We start from the raw sequence: 16,161 nt of genomic DNA, 5'->3' as shown, positions 1-16,161 counted from the left end.
GCGCGCCACGAACACCGCATGGGTGAAGCGCAAGCTCGACGCGCTGGCTACCGTGCAGGAAGAGCGCAGCTTCGAGATGCCGGTTTCCCCCGCACGGCGAAACCCGCTAGTTCCCGGGCGTGGTGTCCGCCGCCGTGGTGCGCTGGCGCTGCGAACAGCTGGGCCTGTGGCCGGGCGAAGATGAGGGCAGGGCGCCCACCCCGGTGGTCGACGCCATGTTCAGCCTGGACGAGCCCCACACCGGCCCCAGCGGCACCCTGGCATGGGCGGTGGACGTGCAGAACCCAACCCGGGCGAGCACTTCACGCTCATCTTGAAGGAAGGGGTGCTGCCCGGTGTGGACGCCACGGCGCGCACGCGGCCCTGCGCTCTGGGGCTTCTCCGGCAACTACCCGCACGCGCTGGACGGGCTGGCGCGCGTGCTGTCACTCGACATGCGCGTGATCGACCCCGCGTGGATCGGTATGAAGCTGCCCAAGCTGCTGAGCTACGCGGCGCCCTGGGGCACTTCATGGCCTTTGTGCCGGGGCTGGCGCCGCATGAACGGCGGCAGCAGACGTGGCCCTCGGCGGTGGTCTACCTGGCCACTACGCGATGCTGGGCGTGCTGGACGAGCAGGGATTTCCGCTGCAGGAGATGGGCATCCTGGTGTCGCCGGAAGGCGGCCGGTCACAGGGGCCGGTGACGATGGCGGAGCAAGGTGCCCGGAGTGCGGGAACAGCACCTTGATTCAGAAGGATGGGTACAGTTTTGTACGGCCCGTGGGCATGTGGGGGCGTGTGGGTGAGGCGCCGATATGCGCCGCTACCATTCGCCCTTACTACTGGAGGGAATAGAACATGGGCAGCCGCGCCGCAAAAATGCTGTGGCCCTTCGGCCTTTCTGCAGTTGGCTTGTTCATTGGGCTTCTGTACCGATGGGGCTGGGACAAGTTCGTGGATAACGCAACCGGTGCAACTGCAGCGGCCTGGTTTCAGGGTGTCTTCTCGCTCGCCGCCGTCATTGTTGCCTTGAAGCTGGCCCATGACGCGAACCAACAGCAAACGAAGAACGCGGATCAACTCGCCTGCACTTACGTCGATGCCCTGCTGGAATCCCTATTCGCCCTCAAGATCAGCCTTTGGGCCGAGGCGGAGGACGTCCTTGAAATCGCAGAGCACAAGATGGAGGAAGTACTTGATGTGGGCCGCGCGGTCCCGCTGCAACACCTCGATCCGAAGATGGCGTCCGCGATGGTGAACCTCCGGGGCTTCAACAACGCCATCATTGAAAGGATCCAGCGCAGACCACTGAACGGTCCCGAAGACTGGGCCGAGTGGCACGACTTCGCAGAGTTCGCAATTGGAAGCGTCCGACGGATAAACCGAGCGGGCCGAGGACTACCGGAGCCAAGAAGTTCGGAGCCCTCGCCGGGCACGGGATCCCAGTAAAGCTGTATCAAGCGATCCTGCACGCACGGGGCGAGGATCACAAATAGTACGGTTCTGCGAATGCGGCTGCTTCAGGACAGTCAATCGTCAAGGACGACGGTTGTTGTGAACCTGGCGTTGGAAACCACAAGCCGCGAACTTCCTTTTCTCGCTCAATCGACATTCCGTCTGTGCAAATTCGGTGCTCCTTGAGTACCGCGCCCCAAGTCCGCGCATTCTCGTTCAGGTAGTGCTATACGCAGTTGTGCACGCCCAAGAAGCGTGCCGACCCTTGCAAGCGACGATTGATAGAGGCGAAGAATGAATCTGTATCAAGTATTGAAATGCATGCATCGACACCAAAGTGTCTGGCCAGTCGATAGGACCTTGCATTGCTCAAACACATGACATAGAGGTTGCGGGCACTGTCGTCTATCTCAAAGCCTTCGAAACGAATGTCGCGCACCGATTCGGTTCTTTTTTGGCCCGGCTCAGGCGGTGAGAAACCAATGATGCCGCGGAGCGACGGGGGGATGTTCTCCGGCGTGAGTTCATCGTGATTTCCCAAAACTGTCGTCCTGGAAACTCCCTCCGCCGCGTCCCCACGAAGGAGATCGCTTTTTGAGTTCTCCATATCACGGTACAGGCCTAACGACCCGATGCGAATCGACCCGGTAGAGAAGAACAGTTCAACGTACTGTCGGGCGAGATAGCGATGAAGCATTTCGAACTCTGGCGGGTGTGTTGCGAATGCGAGGCCTGTACCTCAACAGCACGCCTTCGAGGCTGCACTGCATCGAGGTGAAAGCACGTTGGTCAACGTGCTTCGATGGTAGGTTCGTACTGGTTGAGCCGATCGAGAACAGGCTTGTTGCCCACGTACTTCTTCAGCAAATCAGCGAGCGCCTTGTCGCTCCCTTTGCAGTAGTGATTGATCGCATCGATGGCATCGCGATCCACCACACCCTCGCCGGACAACTCGCCGCGCAGTGTGTCGCAACGATCTCGTTGCTCAGTGAATCTCGACACATCCTCCGGCATGGGGTTTGAGGTTGCACACGCAAGAAGGACCCACACCGGAACCATCGCGAAGAGATGCTTCACTTTCCGTCCTCTGACCAATGGGGCTTGTCCACTGCCCCGAGATAGAACTTCACCACGCCGTAGCTCTTGCCCACCGCGTGGAGTTCAGTGTTCATGCCCGTGCGCGGGGTGGTCTTGATCTCCACCTCCTTGCCTTCTGCGTCGTTGATTTTCAAGGTGTCTGACCAGCTGATGTTCATGTCGACCGCTTTGCCGTCTGTATGGCGGCTCTTCAGTGAGGGCGCCACGTTGAGCGCCTGCATGCCATAGGCGTTCACCATGTCCTTGGCTGCTTGCACGGAAGCGGTCTTCGAGTACTTGCCTTCCGCGTCCTGGTGCGCCCATTGGATCTGCACGCCGTCCATCGACGGCACCTTCTGCGGATCCTGGTCCTTCTTCGCGATCATGTAAGCCCAGTGCATCAAGTACGCCCGCTCCGGCGGGCGGTAGGTCGCGGCGATGGTGACTTCCGCGCCGGCTGCCTCCAGCGCGTTCACGAACGACTGCAAGCCGGTTTTGAACGGTTCTTCGCAATCATCGATGGACTTGCTGGTGGGAAAGCGGTTAACCCATGCAGCGCCGCTCGGCTCCAGCGGCACATCGACGCTAGCAACTGCAGGCGTCGTGTCCGCTGTCGGCGTGAGGGGTGCTGTCGCTGTGGCCATAGTACGGAACCTCGAGTGTCGCGGTGAAGGGCATGTCGGCAGAGATGGCGTCGGTCATGCCATCGGCGCTGGTCTGGCCGGTGATGAATTGGCCTGTGCTAGCGATGGACACCCGATACGGCACGTTGACGAGCGGCTTTCCCGTCGCACGGTCCTTTACCAGAAAGCGCTGGTCGTATTTCGGTTTCTCGGCTACGAGAAGGGCAGCGGCTGCCTGTGACGGGCTCTGCGGCGGTGCTGGTGCGGCCGGCGGTGTAGCAGCAGCCGCCGCACTTCCGTCATCGGTGTAGCTGACGTATTGGGATGCGATCAACCTGGCACCACAGGCGCAGAGGTCGCCATGGCGCGCCACCGGTTTGCCATCGACCAGCATCGTCGGATCACCGGTCACGATAGTGGTCGGCCCATGGCCCCGTTTCGGGCAGGTGACTTGATCGCCAACGCGGGCAATCATCTTCTCGCCTGTGAAGCTGACGGCCGACGCAGCAACCACTTCCCCTCCGTGATCGGTCTTGTCGCCGATCACGATGAAAGGTCTTGAGGGCACCTTCTCCTCCCGCTTGTGTTTGGCGCGGGATGGTATCGATGCGCCGGCCTCAGTGACATCCCCCTGAAGAGGGCTTGGCGTCGCTACGCTTACGCTGTTGCAGCCACCATCCGCCCTCGCGGCAACCGCGTGAACGCCACTGCCGCCAGCGAAGCCCCGATCCCCAGCGCAAACGCCCCGATGAACAGCCACGTGTAGCTGGACGTCGAGTCGTAGATCAGCCCGCCCAGCACCGGCCCCAGCGCCATGCCGAGGCTGCTGGCCATGGTGGTGCCGCCGATCACCGTGCCCATCATGCGCAGCGGAAAGTTCTCGCGTGCGATCACGGCAAACAGCGGCATCACGCCTGCATAAGTGAAGCCGAACAGCGCGGCCACCAGGTAGAAGCTGCCCAGCTGGCGCGCGGCCACATAGCCCAGCACCACGATCGCCTGGGCCAGCAGTGCCAGCACCAGCACGCGCGCAGCGCCAAAGCGGTCACCCAGCAGGCCGAACACCAGCCGGCCGCCCATGCCGGCCAGGCCTTCCAGGCTGTAGATCGACACCGCCGCCATCAGCGGGATGCCGCAGGTGACGGCGTAGCTCACGGTGTGAAAGATCGGCCCGGAGTGGGTGGCGCAGCTGAGGAAGCTGGTCGTCACCAGGATGAGGAAGGGCGCGGAGCGCAGCGCCTGGCCCACAGACAAGGCGGGTTCGTGCGCGGTGCCGGGTGATGTTGCCGCGGCGGAGGCTTGAGCCAGCGCGGGCGGGCGGCGCACCAGCAGCGCCACCGGCAGCATGATGGCGGCCACCAGCCCAGCAATGATCTGCAGCGACGTGCGCCAGCTGTGCCCCTGCACCAGCCAGGCGGCCAGCGGCGACATGGTCATGGGCGCCATGCCCATGCCGGCCGACACCAGCGACACCGCCAGGCTGCGGCGCGTGTCGAACCAGCCGGTCACGCAGGCCATCATGGGCGCAAAGATCGCCGCGGCGGCCAGCCCCACGACCCCGCCGAACAACAGCTGGAACGCCAGCAGCGACGTTGCCAGGCTCGCCAGCGCCAGGCCGGCAGTGAGCAGCACCGCACCGGTGAATACCACGATCCGCGGGCCGACGCGGTCGGACAAGGCGCCCCAGCCGATGCTGCCGACCGCCAGCGCCAGGAAGGCGAAGGTCATGGCAGTGGAGATGCCGGTGGTGGACCAGCCCGTGTCCTGCGCGATGGGCCGCAGGAACACCGGCAGCGAAAACAGCCCTCCGATCGCCACGCAGCCGAGCAGGCCGCCCGCGGCAACGATGATCCAACGGTAGTGGGTGTGCAAAACATTCATCCCGGAGGGCATGGTGGGTCCTTGGCTGATGCGGTTGATTCGCGGGCAGGCTACTGCGGCCCCGCCCGGCGGCGCGAGTAACAAGGGTGTCGTGAATGACGACGATCGAGCACCCGCCGGATCGACATCCGGTGGGGCGAACCATCACCGCGCCCGCGTTGCGGGCGTGGGATCAGGCCTGCCAGCGCAGCTGCAGCAGCTCGGACGGCCGGGCGGGATCGTCCGCGTCGGTCACCATCCAGAGCAGGCCGGGCCCGGCCACGGCGATGCCTTCGACCTTGGGGGCGCCGTGGAGCGGCTCGCACCGGGCCACCCGGCCGTGCGGGTCCACCCGGCCGATCACCGAGGCGACGCAGCGGCCGTCGTCGTAGGCGTTGGAGGTGTCCTCGGCCACCGCTGAAAAGATCCATCCACCGGCCGGCCAGGCGGCGGCGTCGGTGATGCCCAGGGGCACACCATCCACCTGGCCCAGGTCGAGCAGATCCACTGAAGCAGGGGCCGGTGCGGTGGGCGTCGTGCCTTCAAGCCAATGGCGCACGGCCTCGATCGGCAGGCGCACCAGGCCGTTCAGCGGCTGCCCGCCATGGGCCCGCTGCACCAGGTGCAGGTGCCCGTGCTGCACAAAGGCGGCCTCGAGGTTGAGCTCTGGAAATCGCTGCCGCAGGGCGGCGCACAGCGCGCCCATGGCCACCGCCACCGCGGGGCCGGCCAGGGCGCCGGCCTCGTCCACCTGGAACACGAAGGCCTGGTCTCGTTGCGGCCGCGAGCCGGAGCCCAGGGCCACCAGCAGCGCCGGGGACGACGATGCACCGGGCAGGTGGACCAGGGCCTCCAGGTCCGGCTTGGCTTTCTTGCGCGCCACTGGTTCCGCGGGCAGCGGGCCGGGCGCCAGGCGCACCAGCCGCAGCGGTGCATCGGCGATGCGCTCCGCCGCCAGTTGCACCAGATGGCGCTCGTCATCGGCCACCATGAACAGCGAGCCACCCACCCGCACCAGCCCGCTGGCTGCGCTGATGTGCGGCCGGCCTTCGGGGTGGTCGCCTGGGCCCAGGGTGAGCCGGCGCACCAGCTGGGGGGTGAGCATGCGGCATTGTGCTTGCGCCAGCGCCGCTGGGCCGCCGTCAGCGAGCGGGCTTCAAGGCGTGTTGCGCACCGCCTGCAACACGCCCTGCACGATGCGGTCGCAGCGTTCGCCGTCGAAATCGAACGCGCCGCGCTGCGCCACGTCGATCTCCTGCGCGATCGACTCGCGCAGGAGGCTGCGCGCGCGGAAGTGGCGCGTGCGCACGGTGGCTTCCGGGATGCCGAGGCATTGCGCCGTCTCTTCCACGCTCAGCTCCTCCACCGCACGCATCATGAAGACGGTGCGGTAGTCCTGCGGCAGCTCGTCGATCTTGGCCTCCAGCAGGGCGCGCATCTCGGCGCGCATCAGGGCTCGCTCCGGCGCGTCGATGTCGGGTGGGGTGAGGTCGTCGGGCATCCCTGTCCTTTCCTCGAGCTCCGCGTCCAGGCCAGCCACGATCGGCACGATGTTGTGGCGCCGGGTGCTGCGCCGCAGGCGGCTGGTGCATTCGTTGACCACGATGCGGGTCAGCCAGGTGGCGATCGCGCTGTCCCCGCGGAAGGCGGCCGCCGAGCGATAGGCGCACAAGTAGGCCTCCTGCACCGCGTCCTCCGCTTCGGCGTCGTCCTTCAGCATGGCACGGGCCACGCGGTACAGCCGTCGGTTGTAGCGGCGCATCAGCTGTTCGAAGGCCGATGCGTCGCCGGCGCGCATGGCGGCCAGCAGCGCCGCGTCGTCCGCCATGCGCGGCGCGAGGGAGCTCATCGCCGGGTTCATTCCGCTACCACCACGGTCGCCTTCATGCCAGGGTGAAAGGTGCAGACGACATCATGCCGACCCTTCGGCCCCGCGGTCCATGACCACTGCGCCCCCCGTGCAATCTGCTTCGAATCGAAGTGGCCGGCGCTGGTGGCGGTGTGGGGAACGACGTCCTTGTTCTGCCAGGTGATGCGGTCGCCACGTTTGACCGTCAGCACGGCCGGCTGGTAGCTCATGCCGTCGATGGTGACCACGTGGTTGGCGCAGAACGCCGCGGTTGGCAGGCCGAGCAGGGCGATGGCAAGCGGCAGGGCGCGCACCTCACTTCCCCAGTTCGGCCTGCAACGACTTGGCGTGTTCCAGGTGTTGCACCAGCGCGGGCCGCACCTTCTCGATCAGCCCCTTCAGCTCGGCGTTCCGGGCGGAGGGCAGCAGCGTCTTGTCCACCGCGTCGATCACCGCCTGGTGGTAGGTCACCTCGTTGTCCACGTAGGCCTTGTCGAAGGCCTTACCCTTCAGGCCGCGCAGCTTGGCCAGGTTGTCGTCGCCACCTTTTTTCAGGCTGGCGCTGGTGTCGTTCTTTTCCGGCTTCACGTTCAGCTTCTTCACCAGGGCGGTGGCCTGCTGGTTCACCGCCGTGTGGTCGGTCACCATCATCTGGCCGAAGTGCTTGACGGTGTCGGAGGAGCCCTGTTTCGCGGCCAGCTTGCCGGCGTCGATGTCCACCTGGTTGGCGGTGACCACGATGTGGGCGATCTGCGCGTCGGTGGGCCCGGGCTGGGCCTGGGCGAACACGGCACTGGCCAGGAGCGTCAGGGTGAGGATGGTCTTGCGCATGGTCTTGTCCTTCAGGGGTGAGTGGAACGGCATTGACGTCACGGGGGCGCGCCGCGTTCCCGGGGGCAGGCCTTCACGAACCTGGGGTGTCTAGCTGGGCCTCGGGCAGTGGAACGCCGGCCGGCCCATGCAGCACGCTGCCGTCGATGCCGAAACGCGAGGCATGGCAAGGGCAGTCCCAGGACTTTTCCGCGGGGTTCCAGGCGACCACGCAGCCCAGGTGGGTGCACACCGCCGAGCGCACATGCAGCGTGGAGGCTTCGTCGCGGTAGACGGCAAGCTTGTGGACCCCTTGGCGTACGACGGCGCCTTGCCCGGGCGCGATCTGGTCCGGGTGGTTCACGTCGCCGCCGGTCAGCAGCTCCTTGTACTGGGCCAGCGTGTTGGCCTGCTCCTTCACGAACTCGGCCAGGCCATGCGTGGCCTTGCGCGCCGGGTCGTAGATGTCGGCCCAGGGGTTGCTGCGGCCCATGATGAGGTCGGTGACCGCGATGGCGCCCGCGGTGCAATGCGTCATGCCGGTGCCCGAGTCCCCGGTGATGATGAAGACGTTCTTGTCGTCCATCGGGTTGCGGCCGAAGAAGGCCAGCGGGTCGGCCGGCTCCATCACCTGGCCGGACCAGCGGTGGGCGGTGGCGCCGGCCATGGGGAAGCGCTCGCGCACCCAGCGCTCGATCTCGTCCCATCGGTGTTGCGGGTGCGTGTCCTGGCCTACCTTGTGGTCCGCACCACCCACGATCAGCAGGTCGGTGGCGGAGGCAGGTTCGCTCGCGGCGAGCCGCACGTAGTAGTAGGGGTCGCCGGTGTCCCAGAGCAGCAGTGGTGGCACCGAGCCCATGGGCACCTCCATGGCGACCACATAGGTGCGGTAGCCCGACTGCTTGGTGTGCATCACCACCCGGTCGTTGAACGGCGTGTTGGTGGCCACCACCACGGCTGAGGCGTGCACGTCGCCGTGCGAGGTTTTCACCACCTGCCGCTGCGCGTCGCCGCCGATCTCCAGCGCCCGCGTGCCGCAGTGGAGCGCCACCCCATGGCGCGCGCAGGCCCGGGCCATGCCGGCGAGGTAGCGCAAGGGGTGGAACTGGGCCTGGTGGGCGAACCGGATGCACGGCCCCGTGTCGAAAACCAGGCCAGGTACCTGGGGCAGGGGCTCGACGGTCACGCCCGCCTGGCGGGCAGCCGCCAGCTCCTTGTCCAGGATGGTTTTGTCCTGCCCAGGCAGGCAGTAGAGATAACCATCCAGGCGCTGGAAGTTGCAATCGGGCGACTCGGTGCCCGCGATGGTTTCCGCCAGGTCGGTGGCCAGCTTGAAGCTGCGGGCCACCTTGCGCGAAGCCTCTTCGCCGAAGGACTCCGCGATGTGGAAGTAGCGGTCGTCAGGCGGCATGAAGTGGGCGGTGGTGCGCCCGGTCTCGCCGCCGGCGAGGCTGTCCATCGCTTCGAGCAGCACCACACGCCGGCCCTCGCGCGACAACAGGTAGGCGGTGGTCAGGCCGGCGATGCCGCCGCCGATGACACACACGTCGGTCTCTGTGTCACCGGGCAGGCTGGGAAAGGCCGGCAAGGTGGCGGAAGTCATCCAGAAGGACCGGGTAGCACCGTTCGTGTTCATCGTGGCTCCTTTCGGCTCGCAAGCTGCTGGTGAGACGGGTTTCCGGATAGACGCCACGTTCATCGCCCGCGTTTCCGCCGGCAGCCCCATCGCCGTAAGGCTTTGCAACTCCTTTGCCCCCTGACGGGGAAGCGTTCTGAACCGGAACGCTCCTTGCCTGCGCAGAAGGCACAGCCACCCGATCGGAGAAAACAGCCATGCAGACCATGGACCAGCTCAACCGCACAGTGAAGTCCTCCGCCGGCGCGGCGCTCAACACCCTGCGCGAGGCCACCAGCGCAGCGAAGCAAGCAGCCGCCCCGCGGCTCGATGCGGCCGCCGACGCGGCCCGCCAGGTGGGCCGCCGAGCGTCGCCCTCGGCCTGGGCGATGGAAAGCATGGCGGCCGGTGTGTTGTCCACGGCCGCCCTCATGCTGCTGGGGCGGCGCGAGAACGGCTCGGCCTATGCGCCCTTGAACGCGACCAGCCACATCGTGTGGGGCGACGAGGCCGCGAGCATGGACGAGCCGGACTGGAAGCACACCGCGGTGGGCCAGGTGTTGCACCACGCCTCCACCTTCTTCTGGGGCGCCTTGTTCGAGCTGTTGCAGGCACGGCGCACCCGGCCCAGCACGGCCGGCGTGATCACGGATGCGGCGGTCACCACGGCGGTCGCGGCCGTGGTGGACCTCAAGCTCGTGCCGGATCGGTTGACCCCCGGGTTCGAGAAGCGGCTGTCGAACACGGCATTGGCCGTCACTTATGGCGCGCTCGCCGCGGGCCTGGTGATCGGCGGCATGGCGGCGCTGCGGCGCCGGTAGCGGCGGCGGCCAGGACTCGGCCTGAGCCTGCCGGTTCCGCGCCGGGACGGCGTTCAGGCCATCGCGGACATATCGCGCTCCAGCCGGAACACGGCCACGGCCTGGGCCAGCCGGTTCGCCTGCTCCTTGAGGCTTTCGGCCGCAGCGGCGGTCTGCTCCACCAGTGCGGCGTTCTGCTGCGTGTTCTGGTCCAGTTCGGCCACGGCGATGTTCACCTGGCCGACGCCGTCGGACTGCTCGTTGGAGGCGGTGCGGATCTCTCCGATGATGTCGGTCACGCGTTTCACCGCCTGGTCGATCTGCGCCATGGAGGCCTTGGCTTCCTTGACCCACCTGATAACGCGTGGCGATGTAGCGCTTGCGCTTGGCCGCAATGTCGGCGAACTGGGCCTTTGCCGGGCCGGACGTGACGCTGCCCTCCAGCGCCTTCTGCACCTCGGTGATCTCGGCCGAGGTCTTGGTCATCTGCGGTGCCATGTAGGCCTTCAGTTCCGCACCGTTGCCCGACTTGGCCAGCGCCAGCGTCCGGCTCACGTTCAGCTGCGTCAGCCCCTGCCAGCGGCCGGCCGACGCGGCTTGGCCCAATGCCTGGGCGCCGCGGGTGAAGCGCCTTCAGCGAGCAGGGTCATCGGCAGGGAAACGGCTATCTTTTTAGGATGCTAGTACGCTAGCGGCTATGGCAAGCGATGAGGTCAAGCAATTCAACGTGTACCTGCCGGTCTCGCTGATCCGGGAGGTGAAACACCACGCCATCGAGGCGGAGCTTTCTCTCTCCGCCCTCGTGGCTGAAGCGCTGCGTGTCTACCTCGACGCGCACAAACCCACAGCAACATCATCCGGAAAGGGCAAAGCGAAATGAGCACGCAAGGCATCGAAGCGGTTTTCCTCACCACCCACAACTGGGGCAAGGCGGCCAAGTTCTTCCAGGCGCTGGGCTACCGCCTCGAATTCGAAACCGACCACCACTCCGGCCAGCTGCGCAACGGCGATGGCCCGTATCTTTTCATCGCCGAGGTGCCCACCACGGAAGCGCCCGAGATGCAGGTCGTGCTCAAGGTGGCGGACGCCGACCGCTTCAGCACCGAGCCGATCGTCGATGTGGTGTCACCCTTTGCGCCCACGCATTGGGGCACGCAGGAAATGATGGTGCGGGACCCCGATGGCCGCACCTGGCGCCTGCAGGCCCCGGCTGCGAAGCAGCGCTGAAGCGGGCGGGCCATGGACAGCACCATTGCACCGGCGCCCGACACCACGGCAGCGCGCGTCGCGCTGTGGCGCGCCCTGCATGTGGCCCTGGACGCACCGCCTCATGTGCTGAACGACGAGGTCGGCCTTCGGCTGCTGGCGCCCGCGCCAGGCTGGCGACGGCGCGGCGACATGCACCCGCAGCACACCCGGCGCAGCCGTGCCTCCATCGTGGCGCGCGCCCGCTTCATCGAGGACCTGGTGGCCGAGCAGGCGGAGGCCGGCGTGCGGCAGTACGTGTCGCTCGGCGCGGGGCTAGACAGCCTGGCCCAGCGGAGGCCGGACTTGCTGTCGCGGTTGCGCGTTTTCGAGATCGACCAGCCCAGCACCCAGGCCTGGAAGCGCCAGCGCCTGCTCGACGAAGGGTTCGGCCTGCCGGCGGGCTTGAGCTTCGTGCCGGTGGACTTCGAAGCCGGTGACGACTGGGTGCAGCGGCTGCAGGCCGCGGGGTTCGACCGGCAGGCGCCTGCCGTGGTCGCTTCGGCGGGGGTGAGCATGTATCTGTCCCAGGAGGCGATCGCCGCCACCTTGCGCCAGGTGGCCGCCTTCGCTTCCGGCTCCACCTTCGTCATGAGCTTCATGCTGCCGGTCGAACTCACCGAGCCGGAAGAGCAGGCGGTGCTGCGGCAGGTGGCCAAGGGCGCACGGGCCAGAGGCACACCCTTCATCAGCTTCTTCGCGCCGCACGAGATGCTGGCGCTGGCGCGCGACTGCGGCTTCGCCCACGCCCGCCACGTGTCCTCCGACGAGCTGACGCAGCGCTACTTCGCAGGCCGTGCCGATGGGCTTCGGCCCTCCAGTGCTGAGCAGTTGCTGGTGGCGACCCGATAAGCGCGCTACCGTCCTGAGTTCAACCGGTGAGGTGCTGCGCCTGCACCTCTGGCGGATGACCGTCACTTCTTCTGCACGCTGCTGGGCCGTTGTTGCTGCTGGTTGGGCTCGGCCGCTGGCTCCGGTGGCGGCGCCTGCTGCTCGATGCGCGGGCGCTGCCGCGTCTGGGAGGGCGCATCCGCTGATTCGTTGGCAGCCCCCGATGGTTCAGTGACCGCCTTGGCCGGCTCGACGGGCGTCTGCTCAGCCGGGTCGGGCTGTGTCCGCACGGGGGCGACCGGCCCCTTCGAGGCCTTCTTCCTGGCCACATCCGGCGGCGTCTTGCGCGTGGGCACTGGCACGTAGGGCGCAGTGCCCTGCGTGGGCACGCTGGCGGCAGGAACCGGCGTGGGCAGCGGCTGCGATGCAGTCGGCGCAGGCTCGGCTGCCGCCGGCACGGACACCGGGGCCGACGCACCGGCCGCGCTCGGCTCGGCGGGCAGGTCGAACTGCGGCGTGGTTTGTTCACGCCGCACGAAGCCGGGCGCGATCAGCACAGCCAGTGCCAGCAGCGCAGCGGGCCAGGTCCAGCGGCCCCAGTCGAGTAGCGGCAGCGGCCTGGGGCTCGCGATCGGCTCAGGCGCGGGCTGGCGAAGGCGGTCGGCATGGCGGTTCAGCAGCAGGGCCAGGCCCAGTGCGATGGGGAACAAGGCCAGGTTGCCGGGCTGGCGCGGCAGTTCGAGCGGCCGCAGTGCATCGGGTGGCAGGTTCATGCTCTTGGCGAGCACGGCTGCCGCCAGCAACAGGCCCCATGCGCCAAAGGCCACCACCAGCAGCCCGATCAACCGGCGCCGCCGCAGCAGCAGCCCGGCCGGCACCACGGCCAGCAAGGGCACGAAGTCGTGCAGGATGGGGCTGGCGACGCTGTGGCGGCCGTTGAACGACGGCACGCTGAGGTAGATGCCCACGCCCAGGAAGGCCAGCATCACCAAGGCCTGCATCAGGCGTGGCGCTTCCGGCACGGGCAGCGCCGGCGCCTCCCACAGGGCGCGCGCGGTCTCGCGGCCGAACACCCAGGCAAACAGCGGCGAGGCCACCGCCATCGGCCAGATGGTGGTCACGCGCGTCTGCAGCCCGGGCCCGAGGTCCAACCTCATGGGCCAGGGCCACTCATTGGCATTGGCCAGTGTGCCGGCCGCGGCCACCAGCGCGGCCAGCAACACCACCCAGCGGGCGCGATGCCAAGCCAGCCCCAGCCCGAACACCGACGCCAGCAGCAGCAGCTCGGGGCTCCAGCCCACAGCAAAACCCAACACGCTGCTGCGCGACAGGCCGATCGACACGCCCAGCGGCAACATCAAGGCGACAACGACCCGCACATCGGGCGGCGCGGCGCTGCGCCAGCGTGAACGCCAGCCGGAATCCCCCGCAAAGCGCGCGACCACCAGGCACAGCACCAGCAGCCCGGTGCTGCCGCCGGTGGCCACCAGCAGCCCGTGGCCGGAGATGGGATCGACCAGCGGCCACGACAGCAGGGCCGCGGGCAGCGTGAGCAGCAGCACCGCCCGCGCCGCCGGCCAACCGTGGCGCGCGGCCATCCAGCCGGCCAGCACCGGCGCACCGTATTCCAGCCACGCACCCAGCTCGATGCGCGAGGCGCCCGCGTCGCTGCCCCGGTCCAGCCACACCACGCTCATCAGCGTGAGCATCAGCACCGGCCACCACTTCATCGCCGGCTGGTCCTTGGCATGGAAGGCCCACACCAGCAGCTGAGCGGCCAGCATCACGCGCCCCAGGCACACCGGATCGGGGCCCTGCAGCAAGGCGGCCAGGAAGGCGCATCCCAGGCAGGCGGTGGCGTACACGCGGGCCATGAGCAGGCCTTCGTCGGGGTCGAGACGCACGCGCTCCAGCCGCAGGTAGGGCGACTGGCGGCTGAAGCGCGGCATGGGCAGTTCGGTGGTGGGCGTCCAGCGACGCAGGTGGGCGTACCAGGCATAAACCGCCAACCCGCCAGCGCCCAGCGCGCCCCACCACAGCCCCGTCACCCAGCGCGGCTGCTGCACGCCGCCCCACCAGTCGGGCAGCCACAGCGCGCCGGCGATGGCAGCGGCCAATGCGGCCGCCGCCATTGCGCGCAGCAAGCCGCGCGACGGCCCGTCCTCCTCGCGCCGCCGGCCTTCGGGCAGGGCCACCGCCAGCTCGGGCAGATCCTCCTGGTTGAGAAAGGCCAGCAGCAGCGCTTCGCTGTAGCGCGGGCTGCGCTTGAGCAGGCGCGCCACCAGCGCCGGGAGCGCCGGATCGACCTGGCGCACCACCTCGATCGGCAGCTGCTCTGCGTCCTCACCTGCGGCCGGCGCCAGCAGGGTGGACCAGGCGGCACGCACCTGCTCGCCGGCTTCGGGGGAAAGGTCGCGCACCAGCGCCAGGCGCAGCCAGTCGGGCAGGTGGCCGCTGCGCAGCCAGGGCACGCGGCACAGCAGCGCGAGATGCGCTTCGGTGAGCAGCGGCTGGCCTTGTTCGTCGCCCAGCACACGGCCGAGCGCCAGGGTGAGCTTGGGGCTCAACAGCGGAAACACTGCCAGCGCCTGCAGGTACAGGTAAGCCTGGGCGCCGAGCACCTGGCGCAGCTCCAGCAGCAGGCGCTCGGCCTCGCGCGCGTCGGGTGCGTGGCCGGTGAGCCAGCGGTACGGGTCGGCGGCCATGCGGCGGTCGAAGCGGCTGGCGCGTGCGCCGGCGGAGAGCGCCTGCTCCACGCTGCGCTCGGTGCGGAACTGCAGCGCGAGCTGCTTCAGGCCATCGGGCGTGGTCTCGGCCAGCATGAAACCGCGCCGCATCAGCGTGCGTTCGCGCGGGCCCCACTGCGCCGGCGGCAGCGGCGTGAGCAGCGCTGTCTCGGGCCAGTCGCTCAGGCGCTCCACCCAGCTGCGCAGGTGCCGGCCCTGGTCGTCGCCAAAGCTGGCGCCGTCGGACACCACCAGCAGCCGGTGGTCGGGGCAGGCGGCGCGCAGGCTTTCGAGGTCGGTGGTGCCGGCGTCCCGGCCCGCGGGGTCGATGCGGCGCAGGCGGCGCGGGTCGCCGTGAAAGTCGAAACGGTCCACGCGCACATCGCCTTCGCGCAGCAGCCCGGCCAGGCGGTCCGCCAATGCCGAGAGGATGTCGTCGTCGCCGCGCAGGTCCACCAGCAGCAGGTATTCGGGCAGGGCAGGCCGCTTGGCCTTCACCAGCGTCACCCGGCCGGCCTCTCGCACCGTGGCCGCGGCGCTGCGTGCACCATCGATGCCTTCGGCGTCCACCAGCCGGTGGCGCCGGAAGTCCGCCAGCGGCGCACGCAGCGCCTCCAGCCGGAACAAGGGCAGCTTGCCCAGCTGCAGCGTGCGCGCCTCGGTGGGCGCATCCCGCGGCGCCAAGCCACGCCACAGCACCGTGAGCTCGCGCCGGCGCAGCCGCAGCACCGCCCAGGCCGCGGCCAGCGGGGCCAGCCACAGCAGGGCGTTGAAGGCACGCGAGGTCCACAGCACGCCCGTGGCCACCACCGTATCGGCGCCGGTGGCCAGCGGGGTGATCACCACCGGCGCAGGCATCACGGGGCGCAACATCCACTGCCATGCCAGGAACAGCACCGCGGCCACGATGGCGCCACCCAGCAGCACGCCGGCCGCCTGCCATGGCGAGCGCCAGTTCAGGCGACGCCGGCCGGTGTGCAGGCTGCGCGCCGCCGCGGCCAGCGCCGGAGAGAGCGGCGCGGCCGGCTCGGACACTTGGAGCAGCATCGCCTCCCAGGTGCGCAGCATGGCCCGCAGGCGCTGCTGTTCGTCCGCGCTGTGGCAGAGCAGCGGGCCGAACCAGCGTGCGGCATCCGTGGCGTTCGGGATGCCGATGCCTTGTTCAACCAGCCGGCGCGCCAGCTCCGCCAGGCGCAGCTCGTCGCCCACGCCCACGCGCAGCCCCTGGCTGCGCAGGTAGCCGGTCCACACGGGCAGGGTGTCGATCCAGTCGGCCACCGGCGGCCTCC

Annotated in this window: 16 protein-coding genes and 2 pseudogenes; 6 read left to right on the top strand and 12 right to left on the bottom strand. The window is 68.4% G+C overall.

Translation table 11 applies throughout. The annotated features are described in order from the left end of the window. Positions 1–119 precede the first annotated feature (119 nt). Together VPH43_RS21970 and VPH43_RS21965 are read left to right on the top strand one after the other, a co-directional pair. A complete protein-coding gene (locus tag VPH43_RS21970; RefSeq protein ID WP_328579902.1) occupies positions 120–317 on the top strand; it encodes a hypothetical protein in 198 nt (65 codons plus the stop codon). A 522-nt stretch (positions 318–839) separates the two neighbouring features. Beyond that, a complete protein-coding gene (locus tag VPH43_RS21965; protein ID WP_328579901.1) occupies positions 840–1,430 on the top strand; it encodes a hypothetical protein in 591 nt (196 codons plus the stop codon). A gap of 232 nt (positions 1,431–1,662) precedes the next feature. Here the strand turns inward: VPH43_RS21965 and VPH43_RS21960 are convergent, their stop codons facing one another. The 10 genes and pseudogenes from VPH43_RS21960 to VPH43_RS21915 form a co-directional block, all read right to left on the bottom strand. Then, complete coding sequence (locus tag VPH43_RS21960) at positions 1,663–2,133, bottom strand: hypothetical protein (RefSeq protein ID WP_328579900.1); 471 nt, start codon at positions 2,131–2,133, stop codon at positions 1,663–1,665. Positions 2,134–2,225: 92 nt separating this feature from the next. Beyond that, complete coding sequence (locus tag VPH43_RS21955; protein ID WP_328579899.1) at positions 2,226–2,513, bottom strand: hypothetical protein; 288 nt, start codon at positions 2,511–2,513, stop codon at positions 2,226–2,228. Next, positions 2,510–3,157, bottom strand: a complete 648-nt coding sequence (locus tag VPH43_RS21950; protein ID WP_328579898.1) for a hypothetical protein — start codon at positions 3,155–3,157, stop codon at positions 2,510–2,512. The genes VPH43_RS21955 and VPH43_RS21950 overlap by 4 nt, the downstream gene beginning before the upstream one ends. 298 nt (positions 3,158–3,455) lie before the next feature. Further along, positions 3,456–3,704 (bottom strand): annotated as a pseudogene (locus VPH43_RS21945) (PAAR domain-containing protein); the annotation flags it as partial. 89 nt (positions 3,705–3,793) lie between these two features. Beyond that, positions 3,794–5,017, bottom strand: coding sequence for an MFS transporter (locus VPH43_RS21940; protein WP_328579897.1), 1,224 nt, complete (start codon positions 5,015–5,017; stop codon positions 3,794–3,796). Between the two features lie 172 nt (positions 5,018–5,189). After that, the gene (locus VPH43_RS21935) at positions 5,190–6,101 is read right to left on the bottom strand and encodes a DUF6929 family protein (RefSeq protein WP_328579896.1); all 912 of its coding nucleotides are present in this window, start codon (positions 6,099–6,101) and stop codon (positions 5,190–5,192) included. A 51-nt stretch (positions 6,102–6,152) separates the two neighbouring features. Then, on the bottom strand, positions 6,153–6,845 hold the full coding sequence (locus VPH43_RS21930) for an RNA polymerase sigma factor (protein ID WP_328579895.1): 693 nt from the start codon (positions 6,843–6,845) through the stop codon (positions 6,153–6,155). A gap of 8 nt (positions 6,846–6,853) precedes the next feature. Then, positions 6,854–7,159, bottom strand: a complete 306-nt coding sequence (locus VPH43_RS21925) for a cupredoxin domain-containing protein (RefSeq protein WP_328579894.1) — start codon at positions 7,157–7,159, stop codon at positions 6,854–6,856. A 1-nt stretch (position 7,160) separates the two neighbouring features. After that, positions 7,161–7,676, bottom strand: coding sequence for a DUF4142 domain-containing protein (locus VPH43_RS21920; RefSeq protein ID WP_328579893.1), 516 nt, complete (start codon positions 7,674–7,676; stop codon positions 7,161–7,163). A gap of 73 nt (positions 7,677–7,749) precedes the next feature. Further along, positions 7,750–9,291, bottom strand: a complete 1,542-nt coding sequence (locus VPH43_RS21915; protein ID WP_328579892.1) for an FAD-dependent oxidoreductase — start codon at positions 9,289–9,291, stop codon at positions 7,750–7,752. A 197-nt stretch (positions 9,292–9,488) separates the two neighbouring features. On the opposite strand from VPH43_RS21915, the gene VPH43_RS21910 reads away from it, so the two are divergent. Beyond that, a complete protein-coding gene (locus VPH43_RS21910; RefSeq protein ID WP_328579891.1) occupies positions 9,489–10,091 on the top strand; it encodes a hypothetical protein in 603 nt (200 codons plus the stop codon). Positions 10,092–10,144: 53 nt separating this feature from the next. Here the strand turns inward: VPH43_RS21910 and VPH43_RS21905 are convergent. After that, positions 10,145–10,384: pseudogene (locus VPH43_RS21905) on the bottom strand (methyl-accepting chemotaxis protein); the annotation flags it as partial. A gap of 383 nt (positions 10,385–10,767) precedes the next feature. Between VPH43_RS21905 and VPH43_RS21900 the strand changes: the two are divergent. Genes VPH43_RS21900 through VPH43_RS21890 form a run of 3 tightly spaced genes read left to right on the top strand, consistent with a single transcriptional unit; the run spans position 10,768 to position 12,167 of the window. Next, positions 10,768–10,950: a ribbon-helix-helix domain-containing protein gene (locus VPH43_RS21900; protein ID WP_328579890.1), complete on the top strand. Its 183-nt coding sequence runs from the start codon at positions 10,768–10,770 to the stop codon at positions 10,948–10,950. After that, positions 10,947–11,297, top strand: coding sequence for a VOC family protein (locus VPH43_RS21895; protein WP_328579889.1), 351 nt, complete (start codon positions 10,947–10,949; stop codon positions 11,295–11,297). Before VPH43_RS21900 ends, VPH43_RS21895 begins: the two co-directional genes overlap by 4 nt. A 12-nt stretch (positions 11,298–11,309) precedes the next feature. Next, entirely contained in the window at positions 11,310–12,167 is an 858-nt protein-coding gene (locus tag VPH43_RS21890; RefSeq protein ID WP_328579888.1) for a class I SAM-dependent methyltransferase, read from the top strand. 62 nt (positions 12,168–12,229) lie between these two features. On the opposite strand, the gene VPH43_RS21885 is transcribed toward VPH43_RS21890, so the two are convergent. Further along, positions 12,230–16,150: a hypothetical protein gene (locus tag VPH43_RS21885; RefSeq protein WP_328579887.1), complete on the bottom strand. Its 3,921-nt coding sequence runs from the start codon at positions 16,148–16,150 to the stop codon at positions 12,230–12,232. Between the last annotated feature and the right edge of the window lie 11 nt (positions 16,151–16,161).

It is taken from the genome of Ideonella sp. BN130291 (assembly GCF_036231905.1).
Taxonomy (GTDB): domain Bacteria; phylum Pseudomonadota; class Gammaproteobacteria; order Burkholderiales; family Burkholderiaceae_C; genus CAMLIZ01.
The sequence above is the reverse complement of the archived record's forward strand: the minus strand, read 5'-3'. Positions and strand labels throughout refer to the sequence as shown.

Coding starts and splice junctions, on each gene's coding strand:
- VPH43_RS21890 (WP_328579888.1), top strand. CDS start 11,310: ATGGACAGCACCATTGCACCGGCGCCCGACACCACGGCAGCGCGCGTC.
- VPH43_RS21915 (WP_328579892.1), bottom strand. CDS start 9,291: ATGAACACGAACGGTGCTACCCGGTCCTTCTGGATGACTTCCGCCACC.
- VPH43_RS21965 (WP_328579901.1), top strand. CDS start 840: ATGGGCAGCCGCGCCGCAAAAATGCTGTGGCCCTTCGGCCTTTCTGCA.
- VPH43_RS21935 (WP_328579896.1), bottom strand. CDS start 6,101: ATGCTCACCCCCCAGCTGGTGCGCCGGCTCACCCTGGGCCCAGGCGAC.
- VPH43_RS21910 (WP_328579891.1), top strand. CDS start 9,489: ATGCAGACCATGGACCAGCTCAACCGCACAGTGAAGTCCTCCGCCGGC.
- VPH43_RS21895 (WP_328579889.1), top strand. CDS start 10,947: ATGAGCACGCAAGGCATCGAAGCGGTTTTCCTCACCACCCACAACTGG.
- VPH43_RS21950 (WP_328579898.1), bottom strand. CDS start 3,157: ATGGCCACAGCGACAGCACCCCTCACGCCGACAGCGGACACGACGCCT.
- VPH43_RS21920 (WP_328579893.1), bottom strand. CDS start 7,676: ATGCGCAAGACCATCCTCACCCTGACGCTCCTGGCCAGTGCCGTGTTC.
- VPH43_RS21940 (WP_328579897.1), bottom strand. CDS start 5,017: ATGAATGTTTTGCACACCCACTACCGTTGGATCATCGTTGCCGCGGGC.
- VPH43_RS21930 (WP_328579895.1), bottom strand. CDS start 6,845: ATGAGCTCCCTCGCGCCGCGCATGGCGGACGACGCGGCGCTGCTGGCC.
- VPH43_RS21900 (WP_328579890.1), top strand. CDS start 10,768: ATGGCAAGCGATGAGGTCAAGCAATTCAACGTGTACCTGCCGGTCTCG.
- VPH43_RS21960 (WP_328579900.1), bottom strand. CDS start 2,133: ATGCTTCATCGCTATCTCGCCCGACAGTACGTTGAACTGTTCTTCTCT.